The 15,677-nt window shown below is 35.8% G+C and carries 21 protein-coding genes; 12 read left to right on the top strand and 9 right to left on the bottom strand.

What is annotated here, in order from left to right; all coding sequences use genetic code 11:
• Window positions 1-61 precede the first annotated feature (61 nt).
• Together C5F50_RS02775 and C5F50_RS02780 are read left to right on the top strand one after the other, a co-directional pair.
• Entirely contained in the window at window positions 62-226 is a 165-nt protein-coding gene (locus C5F50_RS02775) for a hypothetical protein (RefSeq protein ID WP_179372178.1), read from the top strand.
• Entirely contained in the window at window positions 227-640 is a 414-nt protein-coding gene (locus C5F50_RS02780; RefSeq protein ID WP_246282117.1) for a DUF6659 family protein, read from the top strand.
• Between the two features lie 245 nt (window positions 641-885).
• Here C5F50_RS02780 and C5F50_RS02785 read toward each other — a convergent pair whose 3' ends face one another.
• The 6 genes from C5F50_RS02785 to C5F50_RS02810 form a co-directional block, all read right to left on the bottom strand.
• Window positions 886-2,574 carry an acetolactate synthase large subunit gene (locus tag C5F50_RS02785; protein WP_179372179.1) on the bottom strand — a complete coding sequence of 563 codons (1,689 nt, stop codon included), beginning with the start codon at window positions 2,572-2,574 and terminating at the stop codon, window positions 886-888.
• A 130-nt stretch (window positions 2,575-2,704) separates the two neighbouring features.
• Complete coding sequence (locus C5F50_RS02790) at window positions 2,705-2,887, bottom strand: hypothetical protein (protein ID WP_179372180.1); 183 nt, start codon at window positions 2,885-2,887, stop codon at window positions 2,705-2,707.
• A gap of 190 nt (window positions 2,888-3,077) precedes the next feature.
• The gene (locus tag C5F50_RS02795) at window positions 3,078-3,278 is read right to left on the bottom strand and encodes a hypothetical protein (RefSeq protein ID WP_179372181.1); all 201 of its coding nucleotides are present in this window, start codon (window positions 3,276-3,278) and stop codon (window positions 3,078-3,080) included.
• A gap of 201 nt (window positions 3,279-3,479) precedes the next feature.
• Entirely contained in the window at window positions 3,480-3,959 is a 480-nt protein-coding gene (locus tag C5F50_RS02800) for a 50S ribosomal protein L11 (protein WP_179372182.1), read from the bottom strand.
• A 35-nt stretch (window positions 3,960-3,994) separates the two neighbouring features.
• Window positions 3,995-4,453 carry a transcription elongation factor Spt5 gene (locus C5F50_RS02805; protein WP_179372183.1) on the bottom strand — a complete coding sequence of 153 codons (459 nt, stop codon included), beginning with the start codon at window positions 4,451-4,453 and terminating at the stop codon, window positions 3,995-3,997.
• Window positions 4,454-4,455: 2 nt separating this feature from the next.
• Window positions 4,456-4,629 carry a protein translocase SEC61 complex subunit gamma gene (locus C5F50_RS02810; protein WP_179372184.1) on the bottom strand — a complete coding sequence of 58 codons (174 nt, stop codon included), beginning with the start codon at window positions 4,627-4,629 and terminating at the stop codon, window positions 4,456-4,458.
• A 39-nt stretch (window positions 4,630-4,668) separates the two neighbouring features.
• On the opposite strand from C5F50_RS02810, the gene C5F50_RS02815 reads away from it, so the two are divergent.
• On the top strand, window positions 4,669-5,445 hold the full coding sequence (locus tag C5F50_RS02815; protein WP_179372185.1) for a D-aminoacyl-tRNA deacylase: 777 nt from the start codon (window positions 4,669-4,671) through the stop codon (window positions 5,443-5,445).
• Window positions 5,442-5,741 (top strand): MGMT family protein, encoded by a 300-nt coding sequence (locus C5F50_RS02820; RefSeq protein ID WP_179372186.1) that lies wholly within the window; start codon window positions 5,442-5,444, stop codon window positions 5,739-5,741. The genes C5F50_RS02815 and C5F50_RS02820 overlap by 4 nt, the downstream gene beginning before the upstream one ends.
• Here C5F50_RS02820 and C5F50_RS02825 read toward each other — a convergent pair.
• Both C5F50_RS02825 and C5F50_RS02830 read right to left on the bottom strand, forming a co-directional pair.
• Window positions 5,738-6,193 (bottom strand): 50S ribosomal protein L19e, encoded by a 456-nt coding sequence (locus tag C5F50_RS02825; protein WP_179372187.1) that lies wholly within the window; start codon window positions 6,191-6,193, stop codon window positions 5,738-5,740. The genes C5F50_RS02820 and C5F50_RS02825 overlap by 4 nt on opposite strands.
• A complete protein-coding gene (locus tag C5F50_RS02830) occupies window positions 6,177-6,581 on the bottom strand; it encodes a 50S ribosomal protein L32e (RefSeq protein ID WP_179372188.1) in 405 nt (134 codons plus the stop codon). Before C5F50_RS02830 ends, C5F50_RS02825 begins: the two co-directional genes overlap by 17 nt.
• A 148-nt stretch (window positions 6,582-6,729) precedes the next feature.
• On the opposite strand from C5F50_RS02830, the gene pckA reads away from it, so the two are divergent.
• Window positions 6,730-8,334 carry a phosphoenolpyruvate carboxykinase (ATP) gene (gene pckA, locus C5F50_RS02835; protein ID WP_280924482.1) on the top strand — a complete coding sequence of 535 codons (1,605 nt, stop codon included), beginning with the start codon at window positions 6,730-6,732 and terminating at the stop codon, window positions 8,332-8,334.
• 1 nt (window position 8,335) lies between these two features.
• Here the strand turns inward: pckA and C5F50_RS02840 are convergent, their stop codons facing one another.
• Window positions 8,336-10,357: a S8 family serine peptidase gene (locus C5F50_RS02840; protein ID WP_179372189.1), complete on the bottom strand. Its 2,022-nt coding sequence runs from the start codon at window positions 10,355-10,357 to the stop codon at window positions 8,336-8,338.
• A gap of 78 nt (window positions 10,358-10,435) precedes the next feature.
• Here C5F50_RS02840 and C5F50_RS02845 point away from each other — a divergent pair, with 78 nt between their 5' ends.
• From C5F50_RS02845 to C5F50_RS02875, 7 genes are all read left to right on the top strand, one after another.
• Window positions 10,436-11,056 carry a superoxide dismutase gene (locus C5F50_RS02845; RefSeq protein WP_179372190.1) on the top strand — a complete coding sequence of 207 codons (621 nt, stop codon included), beginning with the start codon at window positions 10,436-10,438 and terminating at the stop codon, window positions 11,054-11,056.
• 98 nt (window positions 11,057-11,154) lie between these two features.
• Entirely contained in the window at window positions 11,155-11,583 is a 429-nt protein-coding gene (pfdA, locus tag C5F50_RS02850) for a prefoldin subunit alpha (protein ID WP_179372191.1), read from the top strand.
• A 3-nt stretch (window positions 11,584-11,586) separates the two neighbouring features.
• Entirely contained in the window at window positions 11,587-13,050 is a 1,464-nt protein-coding gene (gene ftsY / locus C5F50_RS02855; protein ID WP_179372192.1) for a signal recognition particle-docking protein FtsY, read from the top strand.
• Window positions 13,047-13,961, top strand: coding sequence for an ornithine carbamoyltransferase (argF, locus tag C5F50_RS02860; RefSeq protein WP_179372193.1), 915 nt, complete (start codon window positions 13,047-13,049; stop codon window positions 13,959-13,961). The genes ftsY and argF overlap by 4 nt, the downstream gene beginning before the upstream one ends.
• 36 nt (window positions 13,962-13,997) lie before the next feature.
• Window positions 13,998-14,480: a 50S ribosomal protein L18 gene (locus C5F50_RS02865; RefSeq protein WP_179372194.1), complete on the top strand. Its 483-nt coding sequence runs from the start codon at window positions 13,998-14,000 to the stop codon at window positions 14,478-14,480.
• A 2-nt stretch (window positions 14,481-14,482) separates the two neighbouring features.
• A complete protein-coding gene (locus tag C5F50_RS02870) occupies window positions 14,483-15,202 on the top strand; it encodes a 30S ribosomal protein S5 (protein WP_179372195.1) in 720 nt (239 codons plus the stop codon).
• 6 nt (window positions 15,203-15,208) lie between these two features.
• Complete coding sequence (locus C5F50_RS02875; protein WP_179372196.1) at window positions 15,209-15,676, top strand: 50S ribosomal protein L30; 468 nt, start codon at window positions 15,209-15,211, stop codon at window positions 15,674-15,676.
• Window position 15,677 lies beyond the last annotated feature (1 nt).

Genomic DNA, 15,677 nt, shown 5'->3' on the forward strand with positions numbered 1-15,677 from the left:
CCAAAAAGGCATACCACAAACAAATAACCATTTCAATATAATACAAGACTAAAATGATAACATGTCAGCAATACTAATTCACAAGCAATCTGAAATTAATCAGATTCAGAATCCTTCGAAAAATAAATACAAAAAAGTATTAACAATAGAGAATTTGAAACAATTCAACTGGGAAGATGTAGCAGGATTGTCCTGGATTCTACTAGATAAGGAGGATGACTTTTGATTGGAAGCAAAGCAAATGTCTCTTTATGATGAAATCTGTAAAAATATGTGTAAAGTAATCGGAATTAGATTCGCAGTAATGGTAAACAGCCGTGGACGGAAGGTGTCTGAGTGTAAAACTCAAGTAGCTCCTTTGGAAAGTGATGAACAAAAAATGGAGATGCTGTTTATGGAGACAACACTTGATTTGTCAATGAGAAAAGAATTTGACAATTCATTTGGAAGAATATCTGCCATTGTCTCATTTAGAGAAAACACTACTATGATTACAATTCCACATCAAGAGGATTTGATTCTGTTGTCAGTAGAACCTGGATTGGATACTTGTAAAATAATTCAGGCTGCATACCGTTGTCTTGCTGCTTCAAGCACTCATCAAGATAAATTTCTGGTTAAAATTCCTCAAGTAGCTTAATTTTCTGAAAATTAGGTGTGTATGGAATTGCCTGATGAGTCATGTAGAAAATGTGGGGGGTTGCTATTGGATTATTCGTTGTGTGGTAAATGCAAAGCCCCTACACGATTTATTTGTAGAATTTGTGGAATGATTACTACTGAACGATATCATATATCTATCTGCTTTAAGATAATAGAACATGATGAAAAAATTATCAAATTTCCTTTAATAAGAAAATGGGAAATATCTCATTAATGTGTGATTTAGAGTTTGTTTTTTGATTCTATGTTTTCATAATTGCTATCATTTAAGAGCACATTATTTCTCGAATAATCCACATCAATTGCAATGATTACTGGTTTGTCTTTGATTTTTTTTGCATCCTCCAAAGTCTTTGAAAACGCCTCAGTAGTTTTTACTACAAACCCAACTGCACCAAAACTCTGAGCCAAAGTAATGAATTCGGGATTATTAAATCTCGTAAAGACACTTTTGCCAAACTCGTTTTTTTGTTTCATTGAAATCATTCCTAAATCAAGATCGCACCACACTACAGTAATAATCCCAAGTTTAAGACGTACTGCCGTTTCAAGTTCTTGAATGTTCATCAAAAATCCTGCATCCCCACACATTGCTACTATATTTCTGTCCGGATGAACAATCTTTGCTGCAATTGCTCCTGGAAACGCAAATCCCATTGAACAAAAACCATTTGGAATTATGCATGTGTTTGGTTGATATGTTTTGTAAATTTTTGAAATCCAAAGCTTGTGAGCACCAACATCCGATAGCACGATATCATTTTCACCCAAAGCATTTCGAACATCGATAACTAATTTTTCAGGTTTTATTGGAAATGACATGTCATCACTAAATGAATCTCGTCTTTCATCTACTTCTCTAATAATTTTTTTAAATAATTCGGGAATTTCTTTTCGTGGAAATATATCTAATTCGGGATGTAATTTCTTTTGCTGTTCTAATTCATCTAATATTGCATCAACTGCATATTCAATATCTGAAATTATCTCAACTATTGGCCTGTAATAGGTATAAACTTCAGACGGAGTGAAATCAATATGGATAATTTTCTTGTCTAAATTTAGATTCCAATTTTTAGGACTGTATTCAACAAGATCAACACCTACTGCAATTATCACATCAGCTGATTTCATTGCAAGTAAAGCATGGTCTGCATCCTTGATGCCAATTGTATGCAGATGAAGTGGAGAATCATCAGACACAACTCCTTTCCCCATAAACGTATTCATTGCTATAATTCCTGTTTTCTCTACAAATTTTCTGATATGTTGACTTGCATTTTCTCTAACACAACCATTTCCTAGAAAAATTATGGGGTTTTTTGCTTCAAGAATTATCTGTGCAGCTTGTTTTATCAATTTTTCATTTGCCTCTGATCTAAAGATGGGTTGAGGTTCAATTGGAGGAATATCTGCTTCCCTTTTTGCAATGTCTTGTGGTAATTCAATATGTACAGCTCCTGGTTTTTCTTCAAGTGAAATTTTGAATGCTCGCCTTACAATTTCTGGAATGTTTTGTGGATTACGTATTGACCAATTCCATTTTGTAATTGGTTTGAACATTGTTATTGCATCCATGTTTTGATGAGATTCTTTGTGTAATAGATGCGAATCAGTCTGCCCAGTAATTGCAAGTAATCTTGATCTATCCATGTTTGCATTTGCAACCCCTGTTACAAGATTGGTTGCACCTGGGCCTAAAGTGGCCAGACATACTCCGACCTTACCTGTTAGTCTGCCATAAACATCTGCCATAAATGCAGCTCCCTGCTCATGTCGAGTTAAAATGAACTTAATTTTGGACTCAGCTAGTGACATCATAAAGTCTGCGTTCTCTTCACCAGGTATTCCAAAAATGTATTCCACACCTTCGTTTTCAAGGCATTTTACAAACAAATCAGAAGCTTTCAAGCTAATCCCTTTTCAAATCCTAGGCTTTAAACAATTCTCTTTTTACTAATTCCATTTCTATGAGAAAATATTTACAATGATTGAATAAAATGTCTGATTTTTTGAATTCAAATTTGCTGGACTACCAGAATTACACAATAGTTGCATTCAACAAATTGTGGTTAGTCCTTACAAGATAACACTTTGAATGAATTTGTTCATCAGTAGTGTAACCACAGTTGTGACAGAAAAGCTGATTTATTTTCCCACAAACATCACATTTTTTGTTTTCTTCTAGTTCAGTTCCACATTTTCTGCATGAATCAATTCTCATTGTATGTTGTACGTTCTTTTTTAATTTAAACAATATGAAAATTAGATGGGACTAATTAGATTCAGCTAATAATTTTATGTTCTCATTCTATAGAATTAAAATAAAATCAAGCCTGAGTACAATAGTAATTCAAGAGATGTAAAACCTATCATTGCCAATATTATGAAAACCCATTTTTTATCCAAAAGAATCACACCAATTTTTTCAATACATTAAGTGCATTAGCCTGTCTTTCAGGAGTAATCCATAATCTTTTGAAAATTTTAAAATCAGTTTCAAGAACAATTGCTTTGTTCTTTGTGGGTCTTGCAGCATCAAAATGAAACCAATCGCGAAAATTATTAGAGCCAGAAATTCTGTCTGCCTGAAAGCAATCCTCCGTTGATTGCACCTGGCTCTTTAGGTTTCATTTTCTCATCACTTGAGTGGTTGTTACCATGTGATAGTCCATTCTGGAGATTTTGTTATTTGCCATCCGAATACCTCTTGATAGAATTTCTATGTTCTCCCTTGATCATCATATGAAATTTTAGTGTACTACTTTGTTCATATATCTCACAAACGTGATTATTGATAATTTTTTTCCAAATAACTATTGAAATTTTGAATCCCATTTGCCTTCATTGATTTCAGCTGTAATTTCTTTTGGAGTCTTTCCTTCTACTTTAACTCCTAATGCAAGGCATGTGCCAATGATTGTTTTTGCAACTGATTTTAATGATGAAGCATAGGATTTCTCAAGTTTTGTGTTTGCTACTTTGATTACTGCCTCCATTGTGACATCTCCTGCCCATTCCGCACCCGAAGCTCCTGAACCCTTTTGGATTCCTGCTTCTTTCATGATCAATGCAGCAGCTGATGGGATGCCGATTTCAATCTCATATTTTTTTGTATCAGTATCAACAATTACTGTAACTGGAACTTTCATTCCAGCAAAATCTTTTGTTTTATCATTAATTGCTTGAATGACTTCCATGATGTTCACACCTAATGGGCCTAGTGCTGGGCCTAATGGTGGACCTGCTGATGCTCCTCCGCCTGTCACAAGTGATGATACTTTTTGTTCTCCCATGTTAAATCAAACTCAAATTGAAAATTTAATCCTTCCTAAGCCTCACTTGAAAGTTTTAGGTAGTTTGCGTCTACTGTTACTGGTAATTGGTATGATGCATCTAGTAAAACTACAGTTGCCTCTTCCTTGTCAACATCAATTCTAGTGATTGTTGCTTTCATTCCCTTGAATGGACCTCCTGTAATTTCTACGACATTATCTACTGCTAATTGTGAAACTGTTGATTTCTTGATTAGATACCCTTCGATATCTTTGAATTCTAGTTCTCCTCTTAATTGACCGCGAATGTGTCTTACTCCTTCAACTGCCATATATGCATCGCTTGGGTTGATTGCTTCAATTATGACATATCCCTTTAGATTATCTACTAGCAGTACTGATTGAATGTTAATTTGATTAGCGTTAGCTTTTGCTTCTAATAATCGCATAACCACTTTTTCTTGTCCTCCGGTGGTTCTGATTGCAAACAAATGTGATTTTACTTCCTCTGACAATTTTACCGTCCAAATGTAATTACCGAAAAGACAAACTGTATGGTAAATCCAATTGCTCCAACGCCCAAAATTCCCATCAATACTAATCTGAGGTGCTGTTGGTACTCGTCTTTGTCTGGTTTTTTAGCCATTTTCATGGTATTTGCCATGTTTTTCAAAGTCTGCCTAGGGTTCATTGGTGGAAATTAATATGGTGTCCTTATATTCCTTATCTCATGGAACTGCTAATTGCGTATCAAGATGACCCCGCAGGTCACAATATAGCAAAATCCCTTTCAAAGGAAATGACCAAAGATGGTGATATTTTTCATGGAAAATACTATGACTTGGTAATTATTCCAACCCCTGTAATTTCAGCTGATTGGTTGGAAAAAAAATATGATTATGATGGATTTATTTTTTTGTCAAAACATGCTGCAGAGTCTGGCCAATTGGCATTGACGTGTCATAGCACTGGAAATTTTTCTGAAGCAAAGTTTGGAGGAAATGACAGACAAGTTGCAATCCCTCATCCTGATCTTCAAAAAGCATATCTTCAGACATTAAAGAAAAATCAATCAAAATTTTCAGATTTTCAAATAACTATAGAGGCAACACACCACGGCCCAACTGCATTGAAAAAGCCATCAATATTCATAGAGATAGGCACTACTGAAAAACAATGGACTGATGAATCTCTGTGCAATTCTGTTGCAACTCTGGTCCATCAGGTTCTAACACATCCAATCAAAGAAAACCCTGTGGCAATTTGTTTTGGTGGAACACACTATCCTTCAAAGTTTACAGATGAATTACTTGATGGAAAATATGCACTTGGAACAGTTATTCCAAAACATGCATTAGAAAATCTTGATGAAGAACTATTTTCTCACATTCTCTTGCAAAACAAAATGGCAACTGCCGCACTTTTGGATTGGAGAGGATTAGGATCTGACAAACAAAAAGTACTTGACTTGCTTGAATCAACAGATCTTGAGGTGATCAAACTTTGAATCTTGAACAAAAGATTTACAAAAAATTGCTCGAAGTCCCTAAAGGCAAAATCACAACATATGGTGAATTGGCAAAAGCTGTTGGATTAAAAAACGGGCAAAGAGTTGTTGGAAAAATCATGAACAAAAATCCATATCCTGCGATTATTCCTTGTCACAGAGTTGTAATGTCTACAGGCAAAATAGGTGGTTATGCATATGGGGAGCACATCAAAACAAAGATGCTCAGTGATGAAGGCATTGAGATTAAAAATGGTAAAATTATGAATTTAGAAAATACCGTTTATCGGTTCTAATCTTTTCTCTTTTCTCTGATTTCATCCATTAGCAGTCTGAGATGTGCCTTGTTTCTAACAGTATTGCCACCAACTTTCTTGTAGAGTGCCCAGAATTCTGGATTGGTTAAATCTTTTCTGTCTTTTGCAATCTTTAGTAATCTTCTCAATGAACGAACTTTAGCAACATAAACTTCCTTTTTGCCAACTCTTGCACCCTTTCTACCTTGTTTTGATCCTTGAGTTGTGCCTCTCTTATTTTTCTGGTCTTTCTTGAATTGTGCTCTTCCTCTAGATGTTCCAATAAATGGTTTGATTTTGATTGTATTTGCAGTGATTAGACTTCGAATGTTTTCTCTAGTAATTGCATCTGCAATATCATCTAGATGATCAGTATCGAATTTAATTCTGTGAATACCCACACCTGTGACTCTAGATGCGAGTCTTTTTTTTGCGTTAAGATTTACTACCACTTGCACTCACTCTCGCATTAAAAATTTTGAATTTATTTTCAATTGCTTTTACAATGATTTCCTTTCTTTTCCTAGTCCCAACACTGTGTCCGAATCTAACTCCGTCTTTTTTTGGATCTAGTTTTTCCAAGTCTGATAAATTGAATACTAAATTATCTGTATATCCTGATGGGTGTAATCCTCTGGCATCTTTTGGTCCTCCATATCCGACTTTGACAAGTCCTGGACGGCCTCTACTTTTTTGCTTTCTCTGATGATGATCAATTCCTTTTGGTTTTCTCCAGTTAGTCTGTAGCCTAACATAACGCCAGCTTTCTGGTCTTACAAAGTCTGGATTGTGTTCTTTTATTTCCTGTCTCTTTGCAATCTTGTCCTTGTTGATAGGCATTGTTTTGAGTCTTGAATTTTGGAATAAATACGTTCCTAGACAAAAAAATAATTTTTGATAGGAAAAAGATAATAAGGAAACTTTAGGCGGATCGATATCTCATGAACAAGCCTGGGATTGATAAAATTATTTTTGGAGGCCAAATCCTCTGACTCAAATAGTAGGTGCTGCAGTAACTGACAAATTTTCCTCACAGCTCAAAGAATTTGGAATAAATCCCTCCAAAGTCCACAGAAACCTCAGTGTTGAGGGGATGGTTCGTCTAGCAGTTGAAAGAAAAGAGGGCATAGTAAATTCCACAGGCTCTCTTTCAGTCAATACTGGAAAATATACGGGCAGATCCCCTGATGACCGATTCATTGTATTTGATGATAAAACCCATGACACCATTGATTGGGGCAAAATCAACCATCAATTCCCAACTGGCAAATTTAAGAAACTTTTAGAGAAAATGAAAAGCTTTGTTGATAACAAGGAACTTTTTGTTTTTGATGGTTTTGTAGGAGCAGATCCTGATACACGATTACCAATTAGGGTGATTAATGATCATGTCTGGCAAAGTATGTTCTCAAGGAATTTGTTTATCCGACCAACAAAAGAAGAACTCGAAAACCATGAACCAGAATTTACAATTTTATGTCTTAACAACTTTGTAGCAGTTCCAGAAGTTGACGGAACTAGAACAGATGTATTCATCTTAATTGATTTGACAAGAAAAATTGTTTTGATTGGAGGAACTGAATATGCCGGCGAAATGAAAAAGTCAATGTTTAGTGTAATGAATTTCCTTCTACCAGAACGTGGTATTTTTCCAATGCACTGTTCTGCAAACATTGGAGAAAAAGGAGATACTGCATTATTCTTTGGATTATCTGGTACTGGTAAGACTACGCTTTCTGCAGATCCTAATAGAAAATTAATTGGTGATGATGAACACGGTTGGTCTGATAATGGTACATTCAACTTTGAAGGTGGATGCTATGCAAAGTGTATCAATCTTAGTCAAGAAGCAGAACCTGAAATTTGGAATGCAATCAAACCTGGTGCAGTTTTAGAAAATGTAGTACTCAAAGACAATGTTCCTGATTATGATGATAACGCGTTAACTGAAAACACTCGAGTTGCATATCCTTTGGATTTCATTCCAGGTGCTGTAATTCCAAGCGTTGGAGGAAATCCTAAAGTGATTGTATTTTTGACAGCTGACGCATTAGGTGTTTTGCCACCAGTTTCTCGATTAACAAAGGAAGGTGCAATGTTCCATTTCATGTCCGGTTACACCAGTAAATTGGCAGGAACTGAACGTGGTATCAAGGAGCCTAAATCTGTATTTTCAGAGTGTTTTGGTGCCCCATTCATGCCTAGACCTGCCTCAGTTTACGCCAAATTACTTGGAGAAAAAATCAATCAGCACAATACTGTGGTTTATCTTGTAAACACTGGATGGTCAGGTGGCCCATACGGAGTTGGAAAAAGAATTAAGATCCAGTATAGTCGTGCTATGGTAACAGCTGCTCTTTCAGGGGCACTAGATATTGTAAAGTACCGTCATGATGATTTATTCAATTTAGATATTCCAACTGAAGTTGAAGGTGTCCCTTCAGACATCTTGGACCCAAAAAATACTTGGACTGACAAAGACTCGTATGAATTATCTGCAAAAAAATTATCTCAGATGTTTGTTGAGAACTTTAAGAAGTTTGATAATGTCTCACCTGAAATAATTGAAGCAGGTCCAAAAGCTTCTCTTTAGACTATCTTCTTTTAATTATTCCGAAAATTCCTATAACAACTGTAATTACTACGATAATTCCAATCTGTTTTTCTGGAATATTAATGTCCCATCTTTGAATATTTTCTGGAATTGTAGTTATCTTAATTGTGTTGTATGCACTTGTTGTGTTTTGATTTGTTCGTATTTTGACATCAATCCAATATTCTGCGTTTTCATAGATGTCTATTGTTGCTTTTTTGTTTGGCAGCATAGTTGTTGTGTCGACTTTTCCGTCTTTGCTATTTGTAACTGATATTTTTGCAAAATTCCATTCATCTGGATGATAAATCTCAAATGAAAGTTTTTGATTTTGTTGAATTACAGAAACTGAACCTTGTGTATAGTGTATCAAAAATGGAATGGTATAACGAGTATCCTCATGATGGATAATTATTTTTCCTTCATGATCTCCAAAGTTTTCTTCAGTCATACTTATTTTGATTTGTAAATTATTTCCTTCAAGAATATATGTAAATTTTATAAAGTCTGGTCCTTCAAATTTTACATCAAAATTATCTAGCGTACCTTCAATCAATTTTAACTCTAGTTGTTTTTCTGCAATTCTATTATCTGTTGAAACATTGATTACAAAATTTGGTGGTATGATGATTAGATTGGCACCATATGCATTTCCAATATCAAGCCTTCCTGCACCTGCATCATTTAGGGAGAATTGCTGACCGTAGGCATCAGAAACAGGCTCAACTGTTGTTAATAGTAGCGATTTTATCTCATGATGGTGAAAAAGTGGGTTTTTTTGAAGCAATAGTGCTGCTGCCCCGCTGACGTGAGGCGCCGCGTAACTTGTTCCACTTGTGAAATTATACCCTGCATTGTTCTGAGTGGTATTGATGTATGCACCAGGTGCTACAATTTCCGGCTTTATGTAAAATGGTGAAACTGGACCTCTTGAACTAAAATGAGCTACAAAGTCTGGATTGTAAAACAAATGCATTGACGCATGATTATCTTCTTTGATTGATTCTATGATTTCTAACCCTTCTGTTCTATCAATTGACACAACTGGAATCTGCGGACTATAACCTGTATCCGTAAATTCATGAATCAACTCTCCAAGAAAAATTCCTGGAGAGTTATTATAGACTATCAATGCTTTTGCACCTGCATTTGCTGCATTACTCTCTTTGATTGAAAAATACAACATCTCTCCTTTAACGTCACTTCCTCTCTCAACAATTACTATTGCATCTTTGACGTTGAGATCTTCAAAATCTTGTAGTTTTCCATATCCTGCAAAAATTATTTTTCCAGTAATAGGATCTTGCAATTTTGCAGAGCCGACCATTGGAATTACTGTAAATGGTTTGTCATTAACTTCTAGTGTTGCAACCAAGCTTGAAGTAAGATTGTTGTATGTTGCTCCAACTGTAACTGAGCCGTGATTTCTTCCGGGACTCCCAATTGTCCTTGATGCAGGACCGTCATTTCCAGCTGCAGTTACTACAAAAATTTCTTTTTCTAATGCAAGATTAACTGCACGTTCAATCTTTGCATTTGTTTTGTTAACTCCTAAACTAATATTGATAATGTCTGCATCATCCTCAATTGCTTTTTCAATTGCTCTGATGATCAAATCTGATGAAACTTCTTCACCATTTTCTGAAACTTTGTAAGCGAGAATTTTTGCTTTAGGTGCAACTCCTTTTGCTTGTCCATCAGCTGCAATTACTCCTGCAACTTGAGTGCCATGACCGTTAGTATCCATAGGTGGCTGACCTTCGTTTATGAAATTGTATCCTCCTATGACTTTACCATCAGGTCCCCATCCAAACAAATCTGGATGGTTAAAATCGACACCTGTATCAATCACTGCTACTTTGATTCCAGCTCCATTAATTCCATCCATTCTGGGAATTTCGGTTCCAATGTATGGTACGCTTTTGTCTAGATATGTTTGAATTTCATTTTCTGTTTGAAATGACTGAAACAAAACAAATCCTCCTGATATCACTATGATTGCTGAAAAAACTAAGAATTTCACAAATTTTTTAACAATTTTTACAAGTAAAAATGAATTGCTTCATAAAGCAATAAATTGAATAAATCATTCAACGTATTCATGGGAAAATACACTCTTCCTGAAATGCCCTATGCATATGATGCACTAGAACCTCACATTGACGCAAGAACAATGGAGATTCATCATACAAAACATCATCAAGCATACACTGACAAACTAAATGCAGCTCTTGAAGCATGTCCTGCTGATATTCAAGCAAAAGATATACTCGACATTTTGTCTGATATTAAATCAGTACCAGAAGCTCAAAGAGGCGCAGTTAATTTCAATGGTGGTGGCTATGATAACCACAGGCTATTTTGGAACAACATGAAAGCAAACGGAGGCGGAGAACCTGGAGGATCAATTGCTGATGCAATTAATAGTTCTTTTGGAGGCTTCTCTGACTTTAAAGAGAAATTTTCATCCACTACGGCAGTAATACAAGGTAGCGGTTGGGGATGGTTAGTTTACAATCCTTCTTCAGGAAAGGTTGAATACAAATCAATGCCAAACCAAACCAGTCCAAGAACTGAAGGACTAGTACCATTATTGGGCTGTGATGTTTGGGAACATGCATACTATCTCAACTACCAAAATAAAAGACCAGACTACATCGCTGCATGGTGGAATGTAGTAAACTGGGATGAAGTAGAAGATAGATTCTCTAAAGCAAAATAAAGTTCTAATCTTTATTTTTTTATTCATTAAATATTTTTGATTTTTTCAGTCCCTATCCATGAATGAATTTATAACCGTCTGAGGAAGGTTGGTTGTAAATGAGTGAAGAACAGGCAGAACAATTAATGCAGCAAATGCAGATGCTTGAAACATATTTTTCTGATTTATCTCAAAGAGAGGCAACTTTCTATAGTATTTTGAGAGAAGCCACTGCTGCAATTGAATCCATTCAGTCACTTGGTAAAAGCCCTGAATCAGAAACTCTAGTTCCAATTGGAATGGGAACATATGTTCCAACAAAAATTTCATCAAATAGCAAAATCATTTTGAATATTGGAGCCGGAGTAGCAGTTGAAAAAGATTTTCCTTCAGCAATTAATTATCTTGAAGCCAGAATTAAAGAAATTGAGATTGCTTTGCAAGATACCGCTGTAAAAAAACAAGATGCAGCAAATAGATTAGAGCAAGGAAAAGCACAAATGAATCAAATGATGCAGGCAATGCAACAACCACCGCCATCGGGATAAAATATGTTTGATAAACTTCGTAGTGCGTTTTCTAATGCAGCGAAAAGTCTTGGTGAAAAAGAACTTAATGAAAAAGACATTGAAGACATTCTTTTTGAATTAGAAATCTCTCTTATGGAATCTGATGTAGCTACTGAAGTAATTGATTCAATCAAAGCTGATCTCAAGGAAAAATTGATTGGTTCTAAAGTTGATAAAAAAGAAATTGAAAAATTTGTTAAAGATAGTCTAATTTCAAGCATCTCTGCACTATTTGATTCGGCTGGAACATATGATTTGTTTGCAAAAATTGATGAAAAAAAGAAACAAGGAAAACCCTTTTTGATTTTGTTTGTTGGAATTAATGGAACTGGAAAAACTACTTCTTTGGCAAAAGTTGCACATTTGTTACAACAAGCAAAATATTCTGTTGTTGTTGCAGCAGCAGATACTTTCAGAGCTGGTGCAATTGAGCAATTACGAGAACACACAAATCGACTTAATCTAAAACTTGTTGCTCAGAATTATGAATCTGATCCTGCTGCTGTTGCAAGAGATGCCGTTCTTTATGCAAATTCTCACAGAACAGATTGTGTTTTGATTGATACTGCAGGAAGAATGCAAACAAGCAAAAACTTGATGGAGCAAATTGCAAAAATTACCAAAGTTGTAAATCCTGACATGAAAATTTTTGTAGGTGATTCATTGGCTGGAAATGATACTGTTAATCAAGCACGAGAATTTTATGAACATGTAAAATTTGATGCTTCTATTTTGACTAAGAGTGATGCAGATGCAAAAGGCGGTGCTGCTTTATCTATTGTAAAAATCACTTCAACTCCGGTTCTTTATGTTGGTGTGGGGCAGGAATATCCTGATCTAAAAGCTTTTGATAAGAAAACTTTCTTGGAAACTGTTTTTGGTTCATTAGATGATGTTGACATAAAGAAAGTTGTAGAGTCAGAACCAACACCAGAACCAACACCAGAACCAACACCAGAACCAACACCAGAACCAACACCAGAACCAACACCAGAACCAACACCAGAACCAACACCAGAACCAACACCAGAACCAACACCAGAACCAACACCAGAACCAACACCAGAACCAACACCAGAACCAACACCAGAACCAACACCAGAACCAACACCAGAACCAACACCAGAACCAACACCAGAACCAACACCAGAACCAACACCAGAACCAACACCAGAACCAAAACAGAAAATTTTATCCGATGATCCCTTTGATGGAATTAAAGATGATGATATTGCAACTTATTCAGATCTGTTTGATGTTCCACCACCTGAAAATGACAATGATGCAATCAAGCTAGGAAATAAAATTCGTGAATGGATTAAGAACGACAGGCCTAAACCCGGTGAATCAAAAGAACGAGACGATGAAATTGAAGATATACAAAAACATGATAAAGAAGAAAAAATTAAAAAGAAACGAGGTATGTTTGGATTCTTTAAGAAATGAAACTCAAAACAAAAAATTTACTCACTTTAGCGGAACTAACCCCAAAGGAATTTTTAGGATTAATCGATGAATCCATCAAACTAAAAAAAGAACTCAAAAAAGGTGTAAACAAACCTATTTTGAAAAATAAAACTTTGGCAATGATCTTTCAAAAACCATCGACTCGAACACGTGTAAGTTTTGAAACAGGAATGTTTCAGCTAGGCGGGCATGCAGTTAATTTATCATCAAATGACATGCAATTATCCCGTGGCGAATCAGTAGAAGATACTGCAAAAACTCTTTCAAGATACACCGACTGTATTATGGCACGTGTGTATTCACATGACTTGCTAGAAAAATTATCTGAGCATTCCAGTGTACCCGTAATTAATGGACTGTCTGATTCTTTTCATCCTTGTCAAATTTTAGCAGACTTTATGACGATTAAAGAAAAAAAGAAAAAACTCAAGGGACTAAAGATTGCATGGATTGGAGATGGAAATAACGTGTGCAATTCTATGATTTATGGTGCAGCATTATCTGGAATAGAAATGTCTGTTGCAACTCCAAAAGAGTTTGAACCTGACAAGGATGTTGTTAAAGAATCAAAGAAATCAACTAAAATTGAATTAACTTCTGATCCATTCACTGCAACTAAAAATGCAGACGTTGTAGTTACTGATACATATTCATCAATTCATAACAGTGATCCAAAAAGAATCAAAAAATTCCTTCCAAAATATCAAGTCAATCCAAAACTGATGAAAACCGCAAGCAAGGATGCGATCTTTATGCATTGTCTTCCCGCAAAGCGAGAACAAGAAGTAACGTCATCTGTAATTGACAGTACTCAATCTGTTGTATGGGATGAGGCAGAAAATCGTCTACATACTCAGAAGGCTTTGCTTGTTGCCCTAATTCGCGCTTAACGTATATAAGAGCAGATTCAAACTCGGTTTCTATAGATGGCCTATTCGAAAATATTGCGAAGACTTAGAGAGGAAAAGACCAATTATAAAAAACGTGGTACCATGTTGATGGGTAAACGCGATTTTATCACTGTAAATATTACTAATGAAAATACTCAAGTCCAAATTCTAAAGCCTGGAATGGCAGGAGATAAAGTAGTTGCATCTGCACACTCTAGATATCTTCTTGAGAAAGGATGGAAGGGTTCTAGAAAAAGTGTACCTGCAGCATATCTTACTGGATATTTAGCAGGAAAGAAAGCGCTTGGTCAAGGTGCAAAGGATGCTATTCTTTACACTGGGACTAGAAGATACACTCAAAGAATGGCAGCAGCTCTCAAAGGAGTTATTGATGCTGGAGTTCAAGTACCGGCCAACGAAGAAACATTTCCACCTGAGGATAGACTGAACGGTGAACATCTTACAGTAAAAAATGAAGTCTCAAAAATAAAATCTACAATTGACAGTGAGGTCAAATAGACATGAGCCAAGCTGCACAATCTAAAGGTAAACCAGGTCAAAGAGGACGAGGTCCACCAATATATGGGAGTGGTCCACCAGGCGGAGTTAAAGGTGGAGACCGTCCAAGAAGACCAAGAAGAGAACCTGAAGAAGAAGTTTGGGTTCCAAAAACTATCTTAGGTCAAAAAGTTGCATCTGGAGAAATTACTTCGCTTGAAGAAATTATTGAATCTGGATTAAGAATTCAAGAATCTGGAATTATCAAAAAACTATTGCCTGATTTGAAAAGTGAAGTTGTAGATGTTGGTATCATTCAAAAAATGACTTCAAATGGACAATCAACTCGATTCAAAGCAATTGTTGCAACTGGAAACGAAAATGGTTACTTGGGAATTGGTCAAGGAAAATCAAAACAGATGAGAATTGCAATTGAAAAAGCAACTAGTCAAGCTTACCTTAATGTCAACCCAATCAAATTAGGATGTGGCAGTTGGGAATGCAGATGTGATCAAAAACATTCTGTTCCATTCAAAGTTAAAGGAAAAGGCGGAAGTGTTACAATTGAAATTATTCCTGCACCTCGTGGATTGGGTCTTGTTGCAGGTGGTAAAATTAAACGACTATTGGAATTGGCTGGTCTCAAGGATGCATGGACTACTGCAAAGGGCTCTACTCCTACGATGAACTCTACTTCTAAAGCAATTTTGGACTGTCTAAGACAGACATTTAGTCAAGGTTGATAGAAAATGGCAAATGCATATCTTGTTGTTAGAATAAAAGGTCAAGCCGATTGTCCCTATTGGGCAACTCATACAATGACTTTGTTGAAATTAGATAAAAAATACCGTGCAACAATTTTACCTATCAAAGAAAACACTTTGGGAATGCTGAGAAAAGTACAGCACTATGTTTCTTGGATTGAACTTGATGCATCATTGGCAAAAGAATTGATTGATAAAAAAGCAAGAAAAGGTGGTTATCAAAAAATCACTCCTGAAGATCTTAAAGAACTAGGATTTGCAAGTTCTGATGAATTAGGAACTGCATTGGCTGAAGGAAAAGCTACTCTATCTAAATTAAAACCTCTAAAACCTTGGTTTGCTTTATCCCCTCCAAGACTTGGATTCAAAAGAAGTACAAAGAAACTTTATGGAAACAAAGGTATTCTTGGACAAAACAAAGAGCTTGACGCTATTGTAAGGAGAATGATTTGAG

This window comes from Nitrosopumilus ureiphilus, from assembly GCF_013407185.1.
Lineage (GTDB): Archaea > Thermoproteota > Nitrososphaeria > Nitrososphaerales > Nitrosopumilaceae > Nitrosopumilus > Nitrosopumilus ureiphilus.